Source organism: Endozoicomonas gorgoniicola (assembly GCF_025562715.2).
Taxonomy (GTDB): Bacteria; Pseudomonadota; Gammaproteobacteria; order Pseudomonadales; family Endozoicomonadaceae; genus Endozoicomonas_A; species Endozoicomonas_A gorgoniicola.
Window position 1 is genome coordinate 6219911 of sequence record NZ_JAPFCC010000001.1, and the last position, 25487, is coordinate 6245397.

Below are 25487 nucleotides of genomic sequence, written 5' to 3' on the forward strand. Positions count from 1 at the left end.
TGTAATGAATCGTTAGCTGTTTGATTAAGTAGTTGAAGTGAGCTGTAGCGAGACTGGCATGGAGGCACTCGTGTAATGAGCTTTCTTATCAACCTGCATCGTTGTATTGAGCAGTGTAAAAATCGGTGCATTAAGTGGGCATTGCTTATTCCTCTGATGTTCACGCTGGTCGCTCCAAATGCTATTTCAAACAGCAACTGGGCTCGTATTGATAAAGAGAATGCCCGCCGACATATTGTTCGGCCAGATGAAACCCTTGCCATTATTGCTGAAAATTACGGGTTCGATGTTTACGAACTGATTTCCTACAACAATATTACCAATCCTGACCGGCTGATGACCGGGCAGACTATTTATATTCCAATCGAACAGTTGCCGGTTCAGTCAGGGAGGCAGGAGATGAACTCTCTTGATGCCCAGTCATTCCCTCCAAGAGAAGCCAGACCGACCCAGGAAGAATATTATAAATTGCAGCAATGGCTGGAAGACCCAAATATGGGTTCTGGTGTAGACAGTGTTGATTATAACTACCAGCTGAATTCAGCGAACCCGAAGCCACCTTTAAAACAAAGCCCACAACAGACTGGCTTTGACCTGCCTATTGATAATGATGCCAAAATGCTGAATCAGGGCATAGCTGTCAAGGCGAAGGTTGAAACAGATACTGAAGCAGAAATGGACGAATCCGAAAACACATCGGAAAACGTACCTGATGATTCTTCGCCATCTCTGGAAGCTTTTGGTGAGCGACCTTATGCCTATTACGGCAGCGGGGAGGACCTGGCGGAAGTTCTGCAGAATTTTGCGGCCAGTTATTATATTCCCACTATTCTGGCTGAAGATCTGGAAGGGCAGGTTAATGGTAAAATAGGGCCGCTGACGCCGATTGACTTTCTGGATCACATGTCCAATGTCTATGGCTTTATCTGGTATTTCGATGGACATACGCTCTACGTTTACAACGGTAATGCTGCCCAGCAAAAGATTATCAGCCTGAACTACATGAGCATTGATAAATTCAAGAAAACGCTCAAACGTGTGGGGATCTGGGATGGTCGGTTTTTCTGGAAAGAACAGCCAAAGAATGGGCTGGTTTATGTTTCCGGTCCGCCTCGCTATGTTGAAATGGTGACTCAGACCGCAGAGCTTTTGGATAAAAAAGAAGGTGACCGGCAAAAAAGTCAGCTGTCCGTAAGAATGTTCCGCCTGAAGTACGCCTGGGCGACAGACAAGCAGTTTAACTTTCGGGGTCAGCAGGTTGTGGTGCCGGGCGTTTCTACATTGTTGCGCAGTATTATCAGCGGTGGCGGCGTTGCCCAGGTTACCCGACAGACTCTGGCAACGCCTTCTCTCAAGCCTGCTCAGGGTGTGACACGGTCAGCAGAAAGAAAAGCCGCTGTTAGAGCCGCTCAGGATGCTGCCAGCTCCGGGGCGCAGCAGTTGAATGCAGGAGCAGAGGCTGAGAAAGTATTGATTAATGCAGACCCCCGGCTGAATGCGATTATCGTGCATGATCTTGAGTCTAAGATGCCCATGTATGAAGAACTGATTAAATCCCTGGATAAACCCTCAGCCCAGGTAGAAGTCAGTGTTTCGATTATTGATGTGAATTCACAGGATATTTCTGCGTTAGGGGTTGACTGGAATAACACGCGTGGAACCAACTCTGAACTTAAGTTCGATCCGGCAGGCTCTGCACACGCCAAGGACTTTCAGTCATTCACCACGGTGGTGGGTATGAACCTGGGAAGCTTTAATGCGCGGCTGAGTCTGCTGGCAGATGAAGGTCGTGCAAAGGTAGTGTCCAGACCATCCATACTGACACTGGACAACCTTGAAGCCGTTTTTGATAGCAGCAGTACCTTTTATGTCAAAGTGGAAAGCACCGAAGACGCTGAGTTGTTTCCGGTGACATCCGGAACCGTTGTACAAGTGACCCCAAGAATTGTTAACGAGAAAAAAGGCCGGAAAATTCACATGAGCGTGAATATCCAGAACGGTGGTGACGAGACAGCAGAAGGCGCTTCACTGCCCAAAGTCACTAACAGCTCAATCAGTACCCAGGCGGTTGTTAATGAATCTGAAAGCCTGCTGATCGGTGGTTTTGTTCAGGAAACAGAAACCGAGAATGCGACAAAAGTTCCGGTTCTTGGGGATATTCCAGTCCTCGGTACACTGTTTCGAAATGAAAAAACGGTTAATCGCCAGCAGGTTCGCCTGTTCCTTATCTCTCCCCGGATTATCAATATCGATACCTGATCAGGTATCGATATCACTTTCGCATTCCGCTGTCCGCTGTCCACTATCCGTTGATGGGTGCTTCCTTTCCTTATTGCTCGTAATTATTCGTAATTATTCGCAATTGGTCGTATGATAGTTTTCCATGACCTTAAGGGCTGGAAAAAAACAATGGCTGTAGCTTTAAAAAAAACAATGAAAACAGCAGACTTTGATGTCTTTGTTATGGGCGGTGGCATCAATGGCGCAGGGATTGCGGTCGATTGCGCCGGGCGAGGCCTGAAGGTTGGGCTTTGCGAAAAAGATGACCTGGCGGGTGCGACTTCATCGTCCAGCAGTAAGTTGATTCATGGTGGCCTCAGATATCTTGAGCATTATGAGTTTCGACTGGTCAGAGAAGCCCTGGCTGAACGTGAAGTGTTGTTAAAAATAGCGCCCCATATTGCCAGACCAATGCGTTTCTGTTTGCCTCACCGGCCTCAGCTCAGACCTGCCTGGTTAATTCGGGCAGGACTGTTTCTCTATGACTACCTCAGTTCCCGGGTGTCTTTGCCCGGATCACAAAAAGTCTGGTTTTCAGAAACCTCCCCCCTGAAATCGGAGTTTGTTCAGGGCTTTGAATACTCTGATGCCTGGGTCGATGATGCCCGGCTGGTGGTGTTGAATGCGATGTCTTTGCAGCGTCTGGGTGGTACGGTTCTGACCCGGACAGAAGCGGTGAAAGCATGGTGTGACAATCAACTCTGGCATGTTTTGCTGAAAGACCGGCTGACAGGCAGAGAAACCGAAGTAACCTGTCATGCCCTGGTTAACGCAGCGGGTCCCTGGGTGAGCTCCCTATTTGATTCTGTACTCAGTGAACAGGCTCCACGGCGGATACGGTTAATTAAAGGCAGTCATATCGTGGTGCCAAAGCTTCACGATGAACCGAGAGCTTTTATTCTGCAGAATCAGGATGGACGCATTGTTTTTGTGACGCCCTGGCTGGAGCAGTTCTCCCTGATTGGTACGACGGATGTTGAATACAATGGCGATCCGGTTTCAGCATCCTGTTCTGAAGAAGAACAGCGCTATTTATGTGACGTTGTTAATCAGCATTTTAAAAACAAGGTATCGCCAGAGGATGTTATCTGGAGTTACTCAGGTGTGAGGCCATTGTGTGAGGATGAATCCGATTCACCACAGGCGATTACCAGGGATTACACCATTGAGCTTGAAGATGTAGAAGGTCGTGTGCCGTTGTTGTCAGTGTTTGGCGGTAAGCTGACGACCTATCGCAAACTGGCAGAGGCCGCTTCTGAGAAACTGTCGGGCTATTTTCCGGAGATGCGCTCGTCATGGACAGCAGACCATCGCCTTCCGGGGACTGATGGGTTTGAGTCTCCCGAGTCGTTTATAGAAAGTCTTCAGAATGCCTATCCATGGCTGAGTGATTCATTTGCCCGCAGGCTTTGTCAAAGTTATGGCTCTTTGTCGAGGCAATGGTTGCAGGAAGCGTCCAGTCCAGATGACCTTGGGCAATATTTTGGAGCCGACCTTTATGCCGCCGAAGTGGATTATCTGATACTCAACGAGTGGGCTTACAGTGTCGATGATATACTCTGGCGCCGCAGTAAACTGGGGATGTTTCTGTCAGATGACCAGGCTGGTGTACTGGAGGATTACCTTCGGAAACGGCTTCCCGAGTTAGTGCCTGAACGATTTTCACCGTCTGAAAGCGACATCTTGATCAGTCAGGCTAACCATAAGCCAGATCGAGACGATAGTATTATTAATAATCTATAATCCTTTTATTATTCTTATTTGGCTTATCCGACATTCAATGGAATCCTTAAAAGCACTCTACCAGTGTCGTCAAATTGTTGCCATCGGTGGTGGGCACGGTTTAGGACGTGTCATGGCCAGCCTTGGCTTTATGGAAGAAAAGCTGGCAGGCATTGTTGCCACCACCGATGATGGCGGATCAACAGGCCGGCTCAGAGAAGCCAGTGGGTGTATCGCCTGGGGCGATCTGCGCAACTGCCTTAACCAGCTTTGTTCTGACAGCCCTAACCTTGCCAGAATCCTGTTTGAATATCGCTTCAAAAACAGCGGGGAGCTCAGTGGTCACAATCTGGGCAACCTGATTATGCTGGCAATGGATCAAATGTGTGTTCGCCCTCTGGATGCGGTTAACCTCATTCGCAAAATGTTGCAGGTTGGGGCGCAGCTTATTCCAATGTCTGAGGAACCCGCCAGACTGGCTGCCATGTTAAATGGTGAAAAAATAGTCGGAGAAACCATCATTGATGCATTGGATAAACGGCCTGACAAACTGATGCTGCTCCCTGATATCAAGCCGACTTCGGAAGCCGTTTCCGTTATTGAACAGGCCGATATGATCATTCTGGGACCTGGCAGCTTCATGACCAGTATCCTGCCTTCTTTGCTGATGAAAGGCATTGCTGAAGCGATTAACAATAACCCAAATGCCCTGAAGGTGTTTGTGGGTAATATCAATCCGGAGACGACTGTTGTCGGTAAACAGCCTATTGCCGAAAAGCTCGGCTGGATGAAAGAGATGACGGGGGTTTATCCTGACGTGTTGTTATGGCCTGAAGAGTATGACCGCCCGGAAGACGTTTGCTGTGCGATACGACAGCTGCCACTTTCTGACCTGCATCAGGAAGGGGCTCACAGCCGGGAAGCCATGAGAAAAGCTCTGGATCTTCTCGCACAGCAGCACCTTGCCAATAACGTCTGATAAGGGTAGTAATGTCCTGATTACTGCCCCTTTCCGAGTACCATGACTGTAAATGTCTTGAACATAACGAAAGTGTCCATTTTTAACCAGTCCAGAGGGCTGCTCAGCGCCAGCGCATAAGCGTGGTCGTAGGCCACTTTGTTGCGGACGTCGTCAATGCTTTCATCGTATCCAAGGTTAACCTGAGCAAGACCGGTCAGGCCGGGTACTACGTCGTAGGTGCGTTCCGTATAAAAGGGAATATTACTTTCCAGCCTGTTGCACATACCGGGGCGCTCAGGTCTTGGTCCGACAATGGACATATCGCCAACCAGTACATTCCATAGTTGTGGCAGTTCATCCAGACGGGTTTTTCTCAGGAAGTTACCCAGTTTGGTGATTCGTGGGTCATTTTTCTGCGCCCACACCGGGCCACTTTTGGCTTCGGCATCAGCACGCATGGAACGAAACTTAATCATTTGGAACAGGCTGATATAGTTGTCTCGCTGATAGCCAATTCGCATCTGCCGGTAAAAAACAGGCCCGGGGCTATCCATTTTGATCGCAATGGCGATAAGCGGAAACAGTGGCAGTGTCAGTACGAGCCCGATAATAGCAACAGTCATGTCCATTGCCCGTTTACCAATGGCAGTAACGGGGTGAACATAAGTGACGTCTTTCATAACGTTATACTCCTTGGGTACTTCCCTTGCTTTTTTTGACTGCCGAACCGGGTTCGACCTTTTTCCATTGCCCTGACTCCAGACCAAAGGCGTATCGGAGTAATCCGATGCCCATGGCAAGGTGTCCGGAAACGATGTAATAAATCACTCTCAAAGGCTTCCAGCCGGGCTGGCTGCCCGTCAGTATGTAAAGCCCTGAAACCAGATAAGCGATTAACTGTCCAGTAAAAGCCAGTGTGTAAAACCAGTGGTGGGGAGCCAGCCAGGCTGATGAAACCAGCGCCAGAAAGAGAAAAGCCGGCATCATTGGGCGCAGGAATTTGCCAGAGAAAAAGTTAAAGGCGATCTTGCCAAAACGTGGCTGCAATAAACCAATGCAGCGAATAGCCTGCTGAACATTGCCTGCTGCAATTCGTTTGCGACGACTGAAGTCCATCTCATTGCAGGCCTGTTCCAGTTCGACCGCAACAATCCTTGGGTCATAAAGGCATTTGTAGCCCTTCATGACGATACTGACGGGCAGAACAAAATCGTCATTGATGGTGTCCGGAGGTAGTCGTTCAAACAGTTTGCGGCGAAATCCATAAAATGCGCCATGGACACCCAAAGTAGCGCCAATCGCACTCTCACGGGTCTTAATCTGACGCTGGTACGCCCAGTAAGCCTGTTCGCCTGCACTGAGTGACTGGAAAAACTGATAGCTGCCGCACACGACACCGGTATCGTCTTCACTGAGCTGGGAGGCAGTGATCAATAAGCTGTCTATGGATAGCAGTGCTGAAACATCGGAGAGAACCACCACATCACAGTTGCAGAGACTGATCGCTTCATTCAGAACAGCGACTTTGCCACAGTTGTCCGGCTTATCGACCACATCAATGGTGAGATGTCTGTTCTCTCTGGCTTTTGCGGCACCCCGGGCGATGTCAGCTGTTTCATCGGTGCAGCCATCGCAGACAATAATGATGCGCAGTTTGTTTTCCGGGTAGTCCAGTGTGCCGAGGTTGTAGATTTTGTCTGAAATGGTGTCAGCCTCATTGTGGGCAGGCATGACCAGACAGATTCTGGGTAACATCAGATCGAGAGGCGTAACATTAAAATGCCGGTGAAAATAGGGCGGTGGCGAGGGATGTTTTCTGGACAGTACGCGCAGTAACAAAGGGTACCCTGCATGATGATAAATAATCACTATGCACGCGACAATAAACAGGGTAAGAGCTAACCCGTCAAGCATCACAGCCCTCCCCGGGTTTTCCCTGTCTTCCGAGGCTGTGCAGGTAATAACCCTGATATTGGGCAATCATGCGCTTCAGGTCGCCGTGTTCTCTCACAAAGGCTCTGGCAGACAGTCTGGCACTGTCAGAGCAGCCCTCTTCCAGTTGACGTTGCAGGGCTGTTGATAAGCTGTCGATATCGCCTGCAGGTACAAGCAAACCATAATCCGGGGCAGTGGCTTCACTGCAGCCCCCTACATCGGTCATAACAACCTGTCTGCCACAGGCTTGTGCCTCTAAAGGCGACAATGGCAAACCTTCTCGCTGCGAAGCCAGGCAGAAGACGTCAATGGCACGGAAAAATTCCGGCATGTTCCCGACAACACCCAGAAAATGCACCCGGTCTGAAACACCAAGAGAGGCAGCTTGCTGCCGCAATGATGTTTCCAGCTCGCCGCCGCCCGCCAGTGCAAGGTGCGTGTTTTCGGGCAGTCGGGCAAAAGCGGAGAGAAGAATATCGTGGGACTTTACGGCGGTCAGCCGGGCTGCGCAGCCAATAACAGGTACATCCGTGGGAAGCCCAAGGTGGCGACGGGCCTGATTCTGGTCACCGGGGTGAAAGCGTTCAGTGTTGATGCCGTTCATGATGACTTCAGTGGGGAACATTGGAATGTAACGCTGAATGCTCTGTGCCACCAGTCGGGCGTCAGCAATAACGGTTGGCCTGAGCAGATGGAAAAAGGTGCCAACCAGAATTCTGCGCTTAAGGTTAGCCAGGTGCCAGGCATCGTGTTCCGTGTGAACATGACCGCAGCCTGCCAGCTTGGCAGCCAGCCCTCCATACAGCATGGGGCCAACATGGTGTGTGTGAACGACATCAACATTAAGGGAGCGAAGTAAATCTGCCAGCTGGCGAATAGTCGACAGCTGAATCCCCGGCGGCTTGTTAAGGGCATGCAGGCGGGGAACATTCTGCAATCTTGACCAGTTGTCCTTAAGAGAGGTCTCTGTTCCTTCAAGGCTGATGATGTGTACCTGCTCAGGGTTGTCTGCACCGCTTTGCAGATCGAGAACCATTGTCTCAATGCCGCCGGGAGCAAGCTGCTGTGCAATCTGGGCTATAACAGGTTGTTTCATGCGCTGGCTCCCTCTTCATGTGAGAATGAGTCGGTCTGCGGGTTATAAGTCAGTGGCAGAGCCTGGGGCATTGCTGGCAGACGGGTGATGACTGGTAAACCGGTCATTGTCTCCACGGTTTCTCTTAAACGCAGGCTGGTGTCTGATATTTCTGAAATAGCAGCCAGGCCTGTCCCTATACCAAGCCCGGCAAAAAAGCCGGCAACAATAAACAGGGCGGCTGGTATGACATTAGGCCGACTGGGAGTAAAAGGTTTGTCGATGACTTTTACCCGCTCCATCTCTTCATAGCGACCCAGGTCGCCCGATACCCTCGCCATCTCGTAACGATTCAGGAAATCTTCATACAGCTTGAGCTTGACGTCGTAATCCCGCTGTAACTCCGTCAGGCTACGCTCAACTTCCGCAAAATCCCGAACCCTGCTTTCAAGATTCAGGGACTGTTTTCGAATGCTTTCTACCTCATTTTTCAAGCCAATCACTCTGGCATTAGCATCCTGCACGGCCTGTAACTGGGATGCCAGAATGGTGGTGGTTGTACCCTGATTGCCAATATCCAGACTGCCAGCACTGGTGGCAGCAAGGTTCCAGAGTCGTTTAATGTCTTCCGGTGTAAGCTGAGAGGTTTCCGATATCAACCGTTTTCTCTCGGATTCAAGGCGTTCGAACTCTCTGGAAGCGGCACGTACTTTACTGTGTTGTTCTGTGTAACGGGATCGCAGCATACTCAGATCGGCACGAATGGCGATCAGGCGCTCTTCGAGTTTTCCGATTACAGGGTTGGTCTGGGCCAGGTTGCCATTGAATTCTTCCATAGACGCTTCAGCGCCAGCGAGGTCTGTCATTTTTTCTGTCAACAGCTGCCTTAGCTCGGCCAGACGAGAAATATTGGCTTTATGAAGTTGCGGCAGCTCCAGTGCGTATTTGGCTTTGTAATCGGACAGCCTTTTTTCCGCTGCCTTCAAATCCATTTTTTGCCGTTCAAGCTGGTTTTCCAGAAAGGCTTCTGAGGTGCTGGTCCAGGATTTATGGGGAGCCAGCACAATTTTCAGAAAGTGTTTGGTCACCGTCTCAAGCAGAAAGGCGATGTCTGTTCTGTTTTCTGAGCGATAGTAGATTTTGATCAGCTCACCACCAAAAACAATTGACAGTGAATTAGACAATTCAGCCAGCTGCTCATCCACAATATTCTGTGGGGAGTCTTCGTTGATATAACCCAGATCTTTTGCAACAGCCCCAAGAACGTTCCGGCTTTTGAGAAGAATTTTCAACGCCGCCTGTCGTTCTTCCAGGTTGGTCGAAATGGAAAAGTCTTCCAGAATCGGGTTGAGTTCACTGGTATCCTGCAAAAGAATCGTGGTGTGAGCTTCATAAAACTTGGGTGTCAGAAAGCTCACGCCAAAACCGATCACAGGCATGATCAGCATGGGGATGACAATGGTGTAACGCCTCACCCAGGCAACATTCAAAAGCCGGAAAAGGTTTAGTAATACGTCGTTAGACACCTTTTCCTCCGAACACCTGAATGACTACTGTGTCCCTGGCCTGACCGGGCTGGTACAGCTCCTCTATGTCTGGCGTATAGCTTTGCAACAGGTTTTTAAGACCCTGTATTCGCAACCAGGAGGTATGCAGGTCCTCAAAACCATTTTCTTTGGATGTGGGAGAGATCGAAATAATAATACTGATCGAATCATTGGCTGGTAGTGTTTGAAAAAATAACTCAATGATTTTCTTTTGATGATCGGTCAGCATTCGAATACTGGGCTCATAGTGAAGCGACATTTTGCGTACGAAAGCGTGGTCGCTGTAACCTTTGCCCCTGTGCTCTTCAATCATCTTTTCGATGGAAGCCAAAAGTTGCTGATTCGTTGCTGGTTCTTCCTCAGTACCAGCCATGGCCGCCTGAATCGGGCCCATTTGACCATTTTTATTGGCACATCCAGAGAGTACTGGCAGCACCATTATGAGCCAGGCAGCCATGAGCCAGAGGGTGATTGTCTGGAAACTGAATATCCTTTTCACTGCAGGGCTTCCTTTCACATCACAGATTTGCCAGTTAAAGAGCCAGTTAAAGACCTGTAGCGTCAATTATGCGTTAGAGCTTCAGTTATAGAAGTAGAAAACTGTCGTTTTATTATTGGTTTTTGACGAATTTTTACTTCTACATCAGTCTCTTAGATGCTCAGGTTGTATTTAATTGTAGTTGTAATTTTCAGGGTTGGCGGGGTGGTAGTCATCACTGTTCTGCCAAATGATTGACAAGGTCTTCCAGCTGGTTTGCCCGATGCTGCCAGGACTCATCAACGACCATGGCCTGCCTTGTTTGCGTGTGGTCGCGATTTTCAAAAGCCCTTTGTATCACCCTTGAAAAGGGCTCTTTATGTTTTTGAATGGCTACCTGTTCCTGATAAACCCTCACTGCCGGGAAATCGGTACTGGCAATCGCTGTTCCGGAAGCCAGGTACTCACGCAATTTCAATGGGTTACAGGCTTCAATCTGACGGTTGTGTCTGAACGGCAACATGGCAACATCCCAGTGCTGGACATAGGCGGGTAGTTGAGAGTGGGCTCTGGGACCAAGGAAGTGAACGTTAGGGAGTTCTTCCAGGACGCCAACTTTTGTCTTTACCGCTCCGACAAAGACAAAATTCCAGCTGGGCATGGCGGTAGCCGTTTGTGCCATCATTTCCACATCCAGCCACTCAGACAGGCTGCCGTAAAATCCGGCCGTTGGGCCTTCATCCGGAAAGTCACCGGGATGAGGGGCAGGCGTTGAAAACAAGTCAAAATCAACGCCATGGGGCAGCATAACGGTTTTTGGCCCGGGGAACTTTTGGGCAAGTTCTTCGCTGACGACCAGAATAAGGTCAACTTTTCTAATCAGCTCTCGCTCCATGGGTTGAACGGTTGAATGGTCGACGCCTTCCAGGGCGTTAAAGTCATCGCCACAATAATAGATGGAAGCTTTCTCATTGAGCGCTCCCACCACGTCAACCGCAGTCGGCAGAGAAACCCAGAGGATAATGTCTTTGAAATCATGGGTGGTGCAGGCTGACTGAATCTGCTTTGTCAGCCAGCGTTTGTTGATTTTTCGAACCAGTGACAGCCCATGGAAGGGGATAACTCTTGGGTTCAGAATAACTGGCTTTGGGCTATCGTTAACCCTTTCAGAGGTTCTGGAGAGGCCTGACATCGCCCTGAGTTTATTAATCACACGAACTAAATCTTTAAAGCCGGGCTTTGGGCTTCGCATGCCAATGGAGTTAATCCAGATCACCCGGTGCCTTTTCAATAAATGACTTATCAGGTGCTGTGTACTGGATGGCAGTCCTCCCCAGTCTTCTCCGAACACCACCAGGTCAGCCATTATGGTTCTCCATTTGAATACTGATTGTCATCTAGCCAGAGGATTAACCGGTTTTGCATTTAAAGAACCTTTTCTCTTCAGGGCTTTGGCAGACTTTCCTTTTTTATCTGCCGTACCTTCCTCATCCTTTAATTCAGGCTCAGGTTCGGGATAATGGTTATCCATGAAGTTCGCAATGGCGATGCCTATAGAGGTGATAATGTAGATGGGCCACAGGAAACCCTGGCTCAGGAAACTGCCGGAAACGCAGAAACCCACCAGACCGGCATAGGTTCCTACCGTTATGGCCGTCATCGACGGGTCGTATTCTGGCGTCCCCCTCAACTTATCCAGCCGGGCAAGGTTACCGCGGATTGATAGAAACATGGTGTAAATCAGAAACAGGAACAGCCCCAGCCCAACAAAACCAGACTCAGCCAGCACCTGAAACCAGGTACTGTGGGTAACGTGCGCCTTTCCCTGTGCCCTGCTGTGGGTGGCGTAGTCCCAGTAATTATCCAGAAACATCGATAACCCTACGCCCGTCATCGGGTTTCTGAGCCCCATCAGGAAAGCGGCCTCCCAGGCATGTATACGACCCATTGCCGATTCGTCCACCCCTTCTTCTGAGGCACCGCCGGATTTCCGGTCGCTGATACCGGCTGCGGCCACCAGAATCATCAGGCCAAAACTGCCAATACTGATCAACAGTAATTTGGACTTGATGATGCGCAGACCAAATATCCCCAGAACGGCAACAGTTGCCAGCAAACCACCCCGACTCTGGGTAGCGAGAATGGCAGAAATAAAGACACCAAACCCAATAAGGCCAAGTAGAGTTTTAAATTTGCCAGTCCCCCGGGTGGCTGCGAAACCAATGGCGAAACTCATTGGAAAACTCAATACCAGAGATAAGTCATTGGGGTCTCCCAGGCTGGTGCCGGGTATGGTGACACGGGTTTCTTCAACCAGGCCGATACCATTGGCTTTGTTAAACAGGGTGACTCCGCCTACCGCCAGGCCCGCACAGATAATGAGCAGGTGCGCCAGCCTGAAGTGCCACTTTTCGGTCATCAGCCAGGAGATGGCCAGCACCATGATACCGATCTTCATGTAGACACTGGTGAAACTGCCAAAGGCTGAACCCGGATGACTGGAGAACACTATTCCGATAACCACCCAACCAAAAAAACGGCCAAAAATAGTGTGCTCGTGCCGCCAGTAGGTTTTCACCTTCCGGGTCAGAATAATGTGCCATGCCAGTACAAAATAAGAAGCCAGTGCCGTCAGTAACGGTATCTTGATCGGGTCCAGTTGCGGGAAGACTTCATGCAAACGGAAAAATGAAAACAGGATGAAGATCAGGCAGACGACAAACGGTTTTTTGAGAATAAAGATCAGACCAAGTGGAATGACCGCCAGGGGCAGCAACAATACAGGGTGAGGAAAAATCAGCGGCGGCAGGGCAGCCAGCAGGCAGTACACTATTACGAACTTGTTTTTGTACTTGCTGTTCAGGAGTAATCCGACCCATGACTCCTCCTGTGCAGTGACTTTCTGTACAGTGACCTGGTTCAATGCCTCTGGGGTGTTCATAACAATGACTCAGTGCCTGAGATAACGAACGACGGTAAGCGTCTGTTGCCTAAAACCAGTCAGCATTACTGTCCCATAAAGTAAAGCCCCCAGAGCAACGGTTATGGTAAAGAACAGCCAGCTGTTAAATTCTGCCGCAAAAGCTGACCGGAACCATTGCAGGCCAGCCAGCATAACGGCAGCGCTGATAAACCCTGGCAGCATAGCGCCCAGTAATTGGTTGACGGACACCGAAAACAGGGAAAGCATGGTTTTTATATGCAGGGCAAAGCTGATCAGGGAAATGCCTAACCACGCCATAGCCGCGCCTGCCACTCCGTACTGAATACCCAAAAAAACCATGGGCAGCATAAGGAGGGAGCCTGCCAGTGCATAAGTGTTACGTTCGGGTTTACCAATGGCGGTAGTGGCGGTCGCCAGTATTTCTGACAGCATGCGAAACGGGCTGGACAGGCAAAGAAACTGAAAGGGAATAATGGCTGCCAGCCATTTATCCGACAGCACCAGAGTAATTAATTCCGGCGACACGGCACACATTCCAAAGTACATGGGAAACAGAATCAGACTGCCCAGCCGCACAGACTTTAAGAGGTATTGACCGGCAACGTCTGTTTCATTCTGAAGTTTCGCAAAGGATGACAGGCCAAGATGATTCAGCAATTCACCTATTTTGTCGCTGGGCAGGTTGGCAAGATTTTGCGCGACAGAAAATACCCCCAGGTCTGCTTTAGTCAGCAGGCGACCGATGCTGATGCTGGTAAAAATGTTATAGGCATAACGAAGAACGTCGTTGATGGTGGCGATACCGCTGAAAGCTGCGATCTGGGCAAAACCGCGAAAACTCATGGCCGGGAGAATCCAGCAGGGCTGCAACCGGAAGAAGCCGATCATGGCAACGGTTCGCATAAACAGGTGTCCCAGAACCAGTGACCATACGCCAGCCCCTGAGGCAGCCAGTGCCAGAGTAAAGACACTGGTACTCAGGGTAGTGAAAAACTGTACTTTTTCTCTTTGTTTATACAGCATATTACGGCTGGCCAGCGCATAGGGCAGGGTATGAAAAATCATAATGAGGTGTTGAGCGGCGATGACCTGAATCAGAATGGTCACTCTGGGTTCGGAAAAGAAGTCTGCAATCAATGGAGCTGAGCAATAAAACAGCAGAAAAAGTGCCACACAGGAAATAATATTAACGGTAAATGATTGTCTTAGGATTTGTGGTGTCAGGTGTTCCGTCTGAATAATGGCTTTGCCGATGCCAAAGTCGCCCATCAGGGCAAGCACGCCAATAAATACGGTAGCCATAGCCATCAGGCCATAATCATCAGGCGTCAGCAGACGTATAAGAATCAGGGTATTTAACCAGGTAAAAATCTGGGCAGCCAGCCTGAGCATAGCGCCAACCTTCAGACCCTTTATAACGTTATGACCCACTTCCATGTGGTTGCCTCATGGTTTCTATACGGTACTGACGGCTCCGTTATTGTTCACGTAATGGTTCTTGCGCCTGTTCCTGTATTGACCTTTCAGGCCAGATGTAACCGGCGTTATTGACGACCTGTCGGTAGAGAGCCAGCAGCTCAGGTATAACAGCGTCATAAGAGTAACTTTTTCTGATGGTTTCAATGCAGGCTTGAGCCAGCTTTTCCTTTTCTTCCTCCGGCAGGTGCTGCCAGTGGCTTATCTGCTGACTCATCTGTTTTATATTACCCGCTGAAATGATCCAGCCATTACGGCCAGACTCAATCAGTTTCGGCAATGCGCCAATAGCGAAACTCAATACCGGGATGCCGTGCGCCATGGCTTCCAGAGCGACCAACGGCAGGCCTTCCTCTCTGGATGAGATGCAAAGCAGGCCCACTTGTTGCCAGTGAGGCTCCATACTGGTGACTTGTCCAGCAAAGTTGACGTTGGCTGTTTTACTGGCGGTCAGGGCTCCCTGCAGGTCGCCGGAGCCATAAACCGTGAAAGGTAAATCAGGCAGATGCTTAGCCAGCTGCAGGAATAAGTCAGGACCTTTTTCATGGCTTAGCCGACCTACAAAGGCTATTTCCTGACCGGTTGCGGCTGACCACCGGGGCGTTTCAATAAAGTTATTCATCAGTCTGGCTGGTTTTGGCAGGCGCAGGGCAATTTCCGGACTGACGGCGATATTGGTGGAAAGTCTGCTGGTGAGTTCGTCAAACCAGTGATAGCACCTTATCAGCCCGCTGCCCCGGTCGCCATTATGAAACGTGGATATAACCGGTGTATTGGTCAGCTTGCCAGCGAGCCGGCCAAGAATGCCGGCTTTATAGCCGTGTGTATGGAGAAGTAAAGGCTGATGCTGGCGACACCAGAGTGTTGCGCTGTTGATTTTGCCATCAAGGTATTCAAAAGAAATCTGGTGGTGATGCAGCAATGGCTCAAGAGGGTGATCAGCATTATAACGGCAATAAAACAGTATGGCGGGAGAGTAGCCGAACTGTTTCAGGCCTCTGGCAAGATGAAACGCGTGGGTTTCAATACCTCCCAGCTGACGGGAGTCCAGAAAGATTGCAATATCAGGGCTGTCCATAACATCGACTCCATGCTCTGTTGTGCTATTGGTGTCTGTCCCAGTTTTTCAGTACATCGAGAAACTCATCATCAAGCATAGGCTTGCCGTAAAAATATCCCTGCCCCTCAAGGCAGCCTGCCTGGCGTAAATGGCCTTCCTGGGCAGCAGTTTCTACGCCCTCGGCAATCACTTCGAGTCCAAAGCTCTTTCCTAACTGGATAATGGCCTCAACAATCACGGTGTTTTCTTTACTGCCCGGGAGACCATCCACAAAGGATTTGTCGATTTTGATTTTGTCGAACGGGAATCGTTTCAGGTAACTCAGCGACGAATAGCCTGTGCCAAAATCATCAAGTGCCAGAATCACGCCTGCCTGCTTGAGGCGCTGCAGTTGTGCGGAAGACACTTCGATATCTTCCATAATTGAGGTTTCAGTCACTTCCAGTTCCAGCTTATTGGCAGGAATCTGGTACTTCTTCAGCAGATACTCCACCCGTTCAACAATATTTTTATCCTGAAGCTGAACCGCAGACAGGTTGACGGCCATTCTCAGCTCTGTGTATCCGGATTGACGCCAGACATTCAGTTGGTTGCAGGCAGATTCCAGCACCCAGTCGCCAATAGGGATAATATCCAGACTGTTTTCGGCCATGGGGATAAATGTATCGGGTGAAATAAGCCCTTTGTCCGGATGCTTCCATCGCAACAGAGTTTCAACACCAATAATTCTGGAACTGTTCAGGTTGACCTGTGGTTGAAACCTCAGGCTCAGTTCGCTTTGCTTCAGGGCCAGGTGTAAATCCATTTCCAGTTTCTTGCGCTGGCGGATTTCAGTATCAATAGTGGCAATATAAAACTGGTAACGGTTTTTGTTGCGGGACTTGGCCATGATCATGGCAAATTCCGATTGTTGCAGAAGGTTGTCCACATCCTGCCCGTCGTCGGGGTAGAGGGTAATGCCTACTGTGGCACTGATGGTGATATGTTCGCCATTGATTTCAAAAGGTCTGGTAAGTTGCTTCAGCAGTTCCTGAGCCATTTCAGCTGCTTCATAGGGCTGCTCCAGTGGTGACAGGACAATGGCAAACTGGTCTTCACCCAGACGACCTATATAAGCCCGGTTGCCAATCTGGTTTCTCAGACGGTCGGAGATTTTGACCAGAATATGCTCTGCTGCATTGAAATTGAACTGTGCATTCAGGGATTTGAAATCATCCAGCCCAAGACACAGTATGGCAATTTTCTGCTGGTTTTCGTCGGCCTGGGATATCAGGTTCTGTAAGTGTTTCTGCAAGGTGCGGCGATTGGGCAGGCGCGTCAGGTAATCGTATTGCGACAGACGCATGATCTGTTCTTCGGCTTTCTGGCGTAGCTGGAAGTTGCGTTCAATAGAGTCGAGCAGCTGGTTAGCGGTTCGAACCCAGAGACCGAGCTCGTTCTGCCTGTGTCCATTGGGCATGGGAAGTTTATGCTGACCGGGCTGTTCAGGGTTAATTTTTGCCAGATTTCGAATCAGCCGGTTTAATGGTTTGGTTAATAACAGTGTGTAGATGAAATACAGTAACAGCGCCATGGCCAGTGAGCGCACCAGTCCTGACAGCATAACGACACAGGAGCGCTGGATAAACTCCCGACCGTAATAGGCTGTGTCAATGGCCAGCAGCAGCTCACCGTAATGCTCATTGTCAGGAGGGCTGGTATTCAGGCTGACCCGATAGATGCGGATTGGTTCAAAAATATAATCTGAAAACTGCCGGTACCTTGAGGTGGACAGGGGCCTTTCAACAACAGCGAGTTCGGGCTCATCCGGGATTTTTATAGCGGCTACATGGACAGACTTGTGCTCAAGAAGCCCGGTAAGAATTTCTTCACCCATCTGAGGCTCAATACGGTAAGCAGCTCTCAGGGAGGGTTCCCGAATCATGGAGAGCATCTGCTGTGCTTCGGAATCAATGGCAAGGCTGGATTGTCTGGCATCAATGAAGATTTGAATCAGGCTGAGTACAAATCCCAGAAAGAAAGCCGCCAATAGCACTACTTTCAGCAGCTTCACTGAGAGTTTCTGTTTGAGATTTAAGCCCTGTTCAGTATCCATACAGTCTTACTTCTGTAATGCCATCCATTCAAAAAATCCCTACAGAAATACGTCGATGAATGCTGTCTGGCTGATAGAAATGTTGTCATTCGTATTTTTGAATAGAAGAATCAGGTTGTCAGGCTAGAACGTCGGGCTGTTCATGATTCTTCAAACATCGTGACTTTAACTATAGAGAGATCAACAGTTTTTTTTAATAAAAAAACGGAATTATTTTTCCTCTATAAATAATTTTTTGTAGGCGTGTTAATTGTCTGTTGGCATTTTATTTTTGTTGTTTTTATAAAAAAAAGTGAATGTTTTGACTAATTAAGGTTTTGAGTGGTAATCACTATTGTACTGCTATTGAATATTTCTAATTATTATATCTCTAGCTGATCAGTCTGGTCTGTTTGTCTAATCTGGAAGGTAGTCTTAATAAAAATGCGTTAGTTCATCAGCTATTTCAGAACATTAACAATATCTGAACTGGCTGTATTGAAAAGAAAGGAGTAGAAGGTAATGGATTACGCAACATGGAATGCCCAGTCTTGTGATGTTATTGCTCTGAATAGTCAGTTTAATGCTGAGACAGTCAATGATGTAAGGTCTCATTTTGATCGTCTCATTAAAGACTGTGCAGGTGATGTTCTCGTTGATATGAGCCTGGTTAAAGAGCTTGATTCTTCCGGAATCGGAGCTTTGGTCTTTCTCTATAAGCGATTGAAAATTGAAAATCGTCAGTTGGCTTTATTGGGTGTAAGCGGTAAACCTAATGAATTATTGACCATGCTTAGAATCAATCAAACGATCAAACAATACGATAATGTTGATGACTATATGTCAAATAATTAAGTTATTTATCAGAAAAGCCGTACTGAATAAAAAATACCCTGAAGGTCGTTCCTTCGGGGTATTTGTGCTATCTGCAGTATTAACAGGCTGTAATAGCTGGCCAGAGCCTGTGGGTAGCATTGAGGAAGATGCTAATAAGGGTTATGTAGAAGGAATCCTGAACATATCGATAGCGCGTATAGAAATTTTGGAAAATAATGGTGCTTCATATTGTTTGCCGGGGCAAATAAACAGAGCCAAGATCCTGCTGTCGATAGCCCGGAGAGAGCTTGATAAAAGGTTGTATCTCGGTGCTGAGTATAGTCTTGTGCAGTTGATGAAGCAGCTGGACTATACCGCAGACCTGATGATAGGGCTTGTTGAAGGCAGTGAATGCCTTAATAGCTTCAAATATAACGCTAAAAACAAAGACAAAGACGTAGTTAGTAAGTATTTAGATACACTAAGTGACCTGTTAAACTGTGATTGCGATCAGGTTACTGATGAGGGAAAACTGGCTGAAGATTTTCAAAGAAGACTGAAACTGGCAGCTAACTCTCTGAATAGTTTTAACCAACTGAGTATCAATATTTATGCAACCATGTTTTCAGAGCAGGTTGAAGAAATAGTACTTTATTTTTCTAATCATGGTGCCAGAAAAAATCAGATTAAGGTTCGTTACGTTAAGCCTGGTAAACAAAAAGTGAGTAACGACGGTATGTGGTTTGAAGTTGCATCAGTAAAACCTGAGCAACGAGCATTGATTAAAGATTTGAATAAAAATTTGAGGGTCATCAAACTTAAGCAGGAGGAGAATAATGAAATTCACCTCGTTGATTAGTTTGTTGTTTATTTTGCTGATTCCAACTCTTTCCTGGTCAAACACAGTAAAGCCGGGTAGCAGTATTGTTCTTTTTAATGATGAAAATATTCCAATAATCCCTATGACTTCAGTTAATAAACTCGGAGTTCTGACGCTGGATGATAGAAGTATTGACCTTGCTGGAATCGAGTTGACCTCTGTTTCCTCAACGCTCAAAAGAATCATAGGGGAAGACTACCCGATTAATTCTGTTGTTGTTTATACAGATGATGAACTGGCTAGTGTGACTATTCTTGGTGATATTAAACAGCCCGGAAACTACCTGCAGCCAAAGTTATCACCTGTATGGCAGCTGGGTTATTTCAATACATTATATGACCATGAATCATTTGAAGCTGATATTACCGTGATTCGGGGAAATAGTGAGAAGCGACTTACTGAGAAGTCTTTAAAAGATGTGCTGGTTATGGATGGTGATATTTATTTACTATCACTCAGAAAAATCACTAAAATCCAGAAAAAAGATGATCATGAGATGTCAGAAAGTGAGAGCGACAATAAACCTCTTACTCCACAGAATAAGAAACCGTTATCGTTTGAAAATAGAGTAGAGACTGAAGATGTTACTCAAAAACCAGCCGATATGGCTAACCAACTTCGCAAGTTATTAGTTTCTCAAAATAAAATAGCGGAAAAAACCAGTCGTAAGCAAGCTTCAGAAAAAAAACAAGAAGCACCTTCAGGCAAAAGCCTGTCCAGAAATCATATCATTCAGCCCGGAGATATCGTTACAGTTAATCTCCCGGGAGAAGAAGGCTTTAATAGTGATTTTCTTATTGGTAGAGACGGTACTCTTTCATTGCCTGAGATCGGTCAGGTATCGCTGGGTGGTATGTCTCTTGATGTAGCTGAAAAACATATTTATCAGGCTCTTTCCAGTGTTTACCTCGGTCTGGATAAGTTATCGGTTCTGGTTAAAGAGCGTCGCTTATTAGTCACTGTTCTGGGTTTTGTAAAAAATCCAGGGCAAGTTGAAATGCCAGATAATGGCAATGTTCAGACTGCTATTAATCTTGCTGGAGGGCTGAAGGACGGCGCCCAGCTTAATAAACTCCAGCTTCAGCGGGGTGAAGAAACCATATCGTTTAACTTTAAAAAATATCTGGATACTGGCGATGCATTGATGATTCCTCCCTTACAGTCTCTGGATACGATTTTTGTTCCATCTTCCCCTGACTTAAGTAATGTCTATGGTCAATCTGGTGCGGAGGGAAATTCTGGCATCGACCCAACAGAAGACAGAACAGCCATAAGAGTGTTTGGTGAAGTGATTCGGCCCGGTAGTTTCGCTTTTACGGAAGGAATGACGATTATTGATGCTTTGCTTCGCGCTGGGGGGGTCACTCGTTATGCGAGCGTTGAGCAAATTCGTATGATTGATGGTAGTGAGCCGATTCTGTTTAATTTGAAAAGTTACCTTGATAACGGAGATTATGGACAGCTGCCAATTTTGGGGGAAGGGGCGACCGTGTTTGTACCCAAGCAGGTTGATGCGGTTAATGGTGGCGGCCGAATTGTGTATGTGATGGGACAGGTTCAGAAACCCGGTGCTTTTGAAACCGGTGAAAAAGTCAGTTTTCTGGATGTTTTGGCTAATGCGGGGGGGCCAAACCGGTATGCGGATAATAGTATGGTTCGTATTCTCAAGACTGACGGGAATGTAGTTCGTTTCAACTTGCAGGAGTATGCCGAGGGCGGTGATGAGAAGTTGCCCAGGATAGATCCGGGTGATGCGATATTTATACCTCAGAAAAGTACGCTCGTTGATGACTCCTGGTTAAAGATTCCAACCAATACATCGGTACGAATGATAGGCGCGGTTCAGAAACCCGGGCGCTATTTATGGTCCGAAGGTATTAATTTTATGGATATGCTGTCGCATGCCGGAGGACCCACCTCTAAAGCGGATATAGCCCATGTAAGGATTGTCAGTACCGGGGATAATGGTAAAGCCATCAGCAGGGAGTTCAATCTGCAGCATTTTATAGAACGTGGAGGTAACTGGAATTCGCTGCCAGAGTTGAGTGGCGGTGTGACTGTGATTTTTCCAGAGCTGCCAGAAGACCCGTCCGATAACAAGTCTCAATGGGTTCGTTTGTCCAGTGAACAGGCTATTTACATCATGGGAGCGGTAGTTACACCCGGGCGTTATGCCTTCAGTGATGAAATGGGGGTTCTTGATATTCTGTCTGCTGCCCAGGGGCCAACAGAAGAATCTGATTTGACCAATATCCGAATTATTCACAGAAACGGCCTTGCTCCCAGGGTCAGTCGCCTTAATCTGGTTGAATATTTCGAAACCGGCGATGAAACCCTGTTACCTCATGTTGCCAATGGCGACAGTATTTTTATACCTTCCCGAAACCGAAGCTGGGTTCAGAAAAAAAGCTACGAAACCATTCGTGTTCTTGGTTCTGTTAAAGAAACAGGACGATATGATTTTAGTTCGGACATGACCATCCTTGATATATTGGCTCAGGCTGGAGGCCCCACTAATACTGCACTGGTTGAAAAAATTATTATCGTAAACTCTGTTGCTGATAAAAATCAGGCTTATACATTTGACCTTGTGGAATTTATGAAAGACCCGAATCTGGAAAAATTACCGGTTTTGCGGGCGGGTGATACGATTTTTGTTCCGGACGTAAAAAACACCAAGTGGGCTTATTTTATGGATATCGTAAAAGATACTGTAAGTATGGTGTCTATATTTGCGTTGGTTAAGTAGAGTCTGGTAGCAAATGATAAAACTCCCGATCAACTACATCGAAGTAGAAATGGTTTACAGTAATTCCATTGGACGTGGTCTGCGCTCGTTAGCTGTTACTTCGACGAATCCCGGAGAAGGTTGCAGCACAATGGCTTATGCCTTGAGTAAACGGGCAGAAGCCGACGGCAAACATGCGCTATTGGTGGAAGTAAACCTTCTGCATCCTGAACTGGGGGATTTGTCGGGTCATCTTCATACCGACTGGATGCCTGATCCAAACTCTGCTGATGCCTGCATCATGCACGATGATGAAGCAGAAATTGATATTCTTCCGGCTCCCTGTGATACCGATGCCCTGATGTTTCGTAACTTCAGCAATATGAATAAACTGATGGAACACTGGCTGGAGCATTATGATGTGGTAGTGTTTGATACCTCGCCGGTCAGGGCTATAAATCGAAATAACATTCCGGCAGAATCCATTTGCGCCATGGTGGATGGGGTTGTGATGATGGTCATGGCTGGTGTCACCCGGCAGACCGACTTACAGAAGTCCGTGGAAAAGCTGCGACTTAACGAAGCTACCCTGGTTGGGTTTGTTTTCAATGATTTGCACAATCCCAGGTTGGCTGATGAACTGGTCAGGGAAACAAGGCGTCTTGATAAATGGCTTCCCAAGACGATGGAAAAAGTCAGGCGATATGTCAGAAGGTCGTCATTTCTCAATCTCGAACTGTAGCTGTTTTGAACGGTAGCTTCTCAGAATTCTTTCATCAGTTGGTCAATAAAACCCTCCTTTTTCAGCGCTTGTAACACGTTACTGATTTCAATTCCCTGTTTAATTTTGGTCTTGCTGAACATAAAGCTCATTGGTACGCAGTCAAATTTGTTGCCTCTGACAAACGCCTGTGGATAAGTGGTACTGAGCAGGTAGTCAGCAACCAGCTGGTCAATAAGGGCTGCATCGGATCTCCTGTAGCTGAGAAGGTTCAGTGCCCGTTCTTCGTTGCTGGAATTAATTCGGTAGATGTTTTTTTTTGCAAATAACTCTGTGAAGGAGTTATAGACATAACCTTTTACCACCCCCAGACGCTTTCCAGCCAGGTCGGCAGGCTGGTTGACAGGGAAAACGTGATCTTTCCGGAATATCATGATTTCACAATGTTCAGCATAGGGAGAGGTAAAATACACGTTATCTTTTACCCGAAACCGCCAGGACTGGGATGACCAGGGTTCCAGATCAATCTTTCCTTTTGCCACTCTCTGTATCAGGCGATGGAAAGGCGCACTTTTGTAGACAAAATCAAAACGACTGACAGAACTGACTTTATCCAGAAGCTTTTCGATAATCCCTTTACGCTCGTCATGCCAGTAGAGGGGAGGATAATCCTGAGGGAAAACACCAACCAGAAGGATTTCCCGCTGGTTGGTATCATTCTTTGTATTGGCGTCCGGGTTGGAAAAGGCAAATCCACTAAAAATAACAGCAATAATCAGGGTGGGAAATCTGTACATTATTGTTTGCTGTCCGTCTGGCTTTTATGTGGGGGGTGTACTTCCTATATCTATCACTGGCCCCAAATATTTAGGCTCAGTATCAAACCAGTGTACCTCCAGAAGCGCCAGCATCCTGGCCAGAACCTCCCGGGTGCGATTGGTCAGGTCGCTGTTTTTACCCTCTCCGGCATTGTATGCAACGGCGTTGCTGCCGTTGTTCAGGGCAATATAGATCGCCCGCTTGTTATGGTACGCCTGTGAAATAACGGTAAACTCGCTCAGCCCGAACACATCCCTGGCCCGGATGATTGAATCCAGAGTTCTGAAGCCCGCGTAGTCCCTGTAAATGTTCTCTGCTGGCACGCCGAGATTGAGCAGATCCCTGCGAATGGTGCTGGGTTCATTGTAATAAGGAGTGGCGTTATCACCACTGATCAGAATGTATTGAATTTTACCGGCTTTGAATAATTTGCTGGCGGCATCGACACGAAGCCGGTAATGGTCGTTCTGGCCACCGGTTCTTGAGTATTTACTGGTTCCCAGTAATAAACCGACTTTATTGTCAGGCAGTTTGTCGATATCGGAATAAAGATAACTTTCTGTGCTTACATTGATCAGTAGATTGGCAACCACCAACAAAGTGGATGCAACAATAACGACAGTGACAAGCAAACCCATTACAACCTGCAAACGGGTCAGGCTGGCTCCCATGCAGAGCACTCCTTGAACAATTGATGCTCAGCACAGTTAACCATAAACCGCCATTTCAACCAATAGAGGCTTTCTGTTTACTGCTAAACAGTACATCAAGCTGACGCGAGTACAGCGCCACAGGGAGCTGTACTCGCCCATCGGGCTAACGGCGGGTCAGGAAGACGCCCATTTCTCGATGGTGGGTATAAGGAAACTGATCAAACAGGGCGATTCGTTCAACCTTGTGGGTTTGATTAATCGTTTCCAGGTTCTCTTTCAGTGTCTCAGGATTACAGGAGATATAGACAATTTTTTCAAACCGCTGAACCAGAGCCTCTGTACCTTTATCCAGTCCGGCGCGGGGAGGATCAACCAGAATCGTTGAAAAGTTGTAGCTTTCCAGATCAATGTCTTTCAAGCGATGAAACTCTCGTTCAGCATTCATTGCCTGAGTGAACTCTTCGCTGGACAGGCGTGCGATAGCAACATTCTCAACGCCATTCATTCTGAAGTTTTCATGAGCTGAATGAACGGAAGTTTTGGAAATCTCGGTAGCCAGAACCCGGTCAAACTGTTTTGCCAGAACGCAGGTGAAATTGCCGTTACCACAATAAAGCTCAACCAGATCTTGTCCGGCATTTTGGCAGACATCACTGGCCCAGCTCAGCATGTGTTCGTTCACACCCGCGTTAGGCTGTGTGAAGCTGTTTTCAACCTGTTGGTAGCGAAATGGTTGGTTGTTGACAATCAGTTCTTCCGTCACATGATCGCTTCGCAGAACGATTTTCTGCTTTCGGGCCCGGCCAATAATGCTGATATCCAGTGTTTCCTGCAAAGCGGTTGCCGCTTCCTGCCAGACATCATCGAGCTGACGATGATAGAGCAGGGAGATCAGGGCTTCTCCGGTCTGGGTGGTCAGAAATTCGATCTGGAACAGACGCTTACGCAGGTGATCGTTCTGTTCGATCTGCTGTATCAATGGCTGCATCAGCTCATTGATACGTCTGGAACCTGACGGGAAGTCCTGTACGCTGAAAGGCTGGCGGGTTTCGGGATCGAACATGCGATAAAAGCTGTGCTCGCCCTCGTGCCAGATGCGGAACTCGGCACGCATTCGGTAGTGTTCGGGCTGGGATCGGAAAACTTCCAGTTCCGGAATATCAAAAGCCTCAAACTCGGCATAAACCTGGCTGACCTTTTCTGCCAGTTGTTCTTCGTATCTTTCGGGCTGTACTACGGCTAATGACATGATGATGTTCAGGGGTAAATAAAAACCGGCGCGCATTATACAAGGTACTGAATGCGAGGTCGCCGGTTT

At 47.8% G+C, this 25487-nt stretch carries 20 protein-coding genes; 7 read left to right on the forward strand and 13 right to left on the reverse strand.

The window, feature by feature from the left end:
- Window positions 1–75 precede the first annotated feature (75 nt).
- From sctC to NX722_RS27975, 3 genes are all read left to right on the forward strand, one after another.
- The gene (sctC, locus tag NX722_RS27965; RefSeq protein ID WP_262566087.1) at window positions 76–2259 is read left to right on the forward strand and encodes a type III secretion system outer membrane ring subunit SctC; all 2184 of its coding nucleotides are present in this window, start codon (window positions 76–78) and stop codon (window positions 2257–2259) included.
- A gap of 150 nt (window positions 2260–2409) precedes the next feature.
- The gene (glpD, locus tag NX722_RS27970) at window positions 2410–4023 is read left to right on the forward strand and encodes a glycerol-3-phosphate dehydrogenase (RefSeq protein WP_407648052.1); all 1614 of its coding nucleotides are present in this window, start codon (window positions 2410–2412) and stop codon (window positions 4021–4023) included.
- A 37-nt stretch (window positions 4024–4060) separates the two neighbouring features.
- Window positions 4061–4981, forward strand: a complete 921-nt coding sequence (locus NX722_RS27975) for a gluconeogenesis factor YvcK family protein (RefSeq protein WP_262566088.1) — start codon at window positions 4061–4063, stop codon at window positions 4979–4981.
- A gap of 20 nt (window positions 4982–5001) precedes the next feature.
- On the opposite strand, the gene NX722_RS27980 is transcribed toward NX722_RS27975, so the two are convergent.
- The 10 genes from NX722_RS27980 to NX722_RS28025 form a co-directional block, all read right to left on the reverse strand.
- The gene (locus NX722_RS27980; protein WP_262566089.1) at window positions 5002–5643 is read right to left on the reverse strand and encodes a sugar transferase; all 642 of its coding nucleotides are present in this window, start codon (window positions 5641–5643) and stop codon (window positions 5002–5004) included.
- Window positions 5644–5647: 4 nt separating this feature from the next.
- The gene (locus tag NX722_RS27985; protein WP_262566090.1) at window positions 5648–6877 is read right to left on the reverse strand and encodes a glycosyltransferase family 2 protein; all 1230 of its coding nucleotides are present in this window, start codon (window positions 6875–6877) and stop codon (window positions 5648–5650) included.
- Window positions 6870–7994 carry a glycosyltransferase gene (locus NX722_RS27990; RefSeq protein ID WP_262566091.1) on the reverse strand — a complete coding sequence of 375 codons (1125 nt, stop codon included), beginning with the start codon at window positions 7992–7994 and terminating at the stop codon, window positions 6870–6872. Before NX722_RS27990 ends, NX722_RS27985 begins: the two co-directional genes overlap by 8 nt.
- Window positions 7991–9499 carry a GumC family protein gene (locus tag NX722_RS27995; protein ID WP_262566092.1) on the reverse strand — a complete coding sequence of 503 codons (1509 nt, stop codon included), beginning with the start codon at window positions 9497–9499 and terminating at the stop codon, window positions 7991–7993. The genes NX722_RS27990 and NX722_RS27995 overlap by 4 nt, the downstream gene beginning before the upstream one ends.
- Entirely contained in the window at window positions 9492–10019 is a 528-nt protein-coding gene (locus tag NX722_RS28000) for a hypothetical protein (RefSeq protein WP_262566093.1), read from the reverse strand. Before NX722_RS28000 ends, NX722_RS27995 begins: the two co-directional genes overlap by 8 nt.
- A gap of 214 nt (window positions 10020–10233) precedes the next feature.
- Window positions 10234–11364 carry a glycosyltransferase gene (locus NX722_RS28005; protein ID WP_262566094.1) on the reverse strand — a complete coding sequence of 377 codons (1131 nt, stop codon included), beginning with the start codon at window positions 11362–11364 and terminating at the stop codon, window positions 10234–10236.
- Window positions 11365–11391: 27 nt separating this feature from the next.
- Window positions 11392–12939, reverse strand: a complete 1548-nt coding sequence (locus NX722_RS28010; protein ID WP_262566095.1) for an O-antigen ligase family protein — start codon at window positions 12937–12939, stop codon at window positions 11392–11394.
- 9 nt (window positions 12940–12948) lie between these two features.
- Window positions 12949–14379 carry a lipopolysaccharide biosynthesis protein gene (locus tag NX722_RS28015; RefSeq protein WP_262566096.1) on the reverse strand — a complete coding sequence of 477 codons (1431 nt, stop codon included), beginning with the start codon at window positions 14377–14379 and terminating at the stop codon, window positions 12949–12951.
- Window positions 14380–14419: 40 nt separating this feature from the next.
- Window positions 14420–15496 (reverse strand): glycosyltransferase family 4 protein, encoded by a 1077-nt coding sequence (locus tag NX722_RS28020; RefSeq protein WP_262566097.1) that lies wholly within the window; start codon window positions 15494–15496, stop codon window positions 14420–14422.
- Window positions 15497–15521: 25 nt separating this feature from the next.
- Complete coding sequence (locus NX722_RS28025) at window positions 15522–17573, reverse strand: putative bifunctional diguanylate cyclase/phosphodiesterase (protein WP_262566098.1); 2052 nt, start codon at window positions 17571–17573, stop codon at window positions 15522–15524.
- A 501-nt stretch (window positions 17574–18074) separates the two neighbouring features.
- On the opposite strand from NX722_RS28025, the gene NX722_RS28030 reads away from it, so the two are divergent.
- From NX722_RS28030 to NX722_RS28045, 4 genes are read left to right on the forward strand one after another with little or no spacing between them, the layout of a single operon-like run.
- A complete protein-coding gene (locus NX722_RS28030) occupies window positions 18075–18407 on the forward strand; it encodes an STAS domain-containing protein (protein WP_262566099.1) in 333 nt (110 codons plus the stop codon).
- A complete protein-coding gene (locus NX722_RS28035; protein WP_262566100.1) occupies window positions 18385–19227 on the forward strand; it encodes a hypothetical protein in 843 nt (280 codons plus the stop codon). Before NX722_RS28030 ends, NX722_RS28035 begins: the two co-directional genes overlap by 23 nt.
- Window positions 19205–21997: an SLBB domain-containing protein gene (locus NX722_RS28040; RefSeq protein ID WP_262566101.1), complete on the forward strand. Its 2793-nt coding sequence runs from the start codon at window positions 19205–19207 to the stop codon at window positions 21995–21997. Before NX722_RS28035 ends, NX722_RS28040 begins: the two co-directional genes overlap by 23 nt.
- A 13-nt stretch (window positions 21998–22010) precedes the next feature.
- Window positions 22011–22718, forward strand: coding sequence for a P-loop NTPase family protein (locus NX722_RS28045; RefSeq protein WP_262566102.1), 708 nt, complete (start codon window positions 22011–22013; stop codon window positions 22716–22718).
- A 20-nt stretch (window positions 22719–22738) separates the two neighbouring features.
- Here the strand turns inward: NX722_RS28045 and NX722_RS28050 are convergent, their stop codons facing one another.
- The 3 genes from NX722_RS28050 to trmA all read right to left on the reverse strand — a co-directional run bounded on the left by NX722_RS28050 (window position 22739) and on the right by trmA (window position 25454).
- Window positions 22739–23494, reverse strand: a complete 756-nt coding sequence (locus NX722_RS28050) for a substrate-binding periplasmic protein (RefSeq protein WP_262566103.1) — start codon at window positions 23492–23494, stop codon at window positions 22739–22741.
- 24 nt (window positions 23495–23518) lie between these two features.
- The gene (locus NX722_RS28055; RefSeq protein ID WP_262566104.1) at window positions 23519–24187 is read right to left on the reverse strand and encodes a SanA/YdcF family protein; all 669 of its coding nucleotides are present in this window, start codon (window positions 24185–24187) and stop codon (window positions 23519–23521) included.
- A gap of 145 nt (window positions 24188–24332) precedes the next feature.
- The gene (gene trmA, locus NX722_RS28060) at window positions 24333–25454 is read right to left on the reverse strand and encodes a tRNA (uridine(54)-C5)-methyltransferase TrmA (protein ID WP_322740960.1); all 1122 of its coding nucleotides are present in this window, start codon (window positions 25452–25454) and stop codon (window positions 24333–24335) included.
- Window positions 25455–25487: the final 33 nt, after the last annotated feature.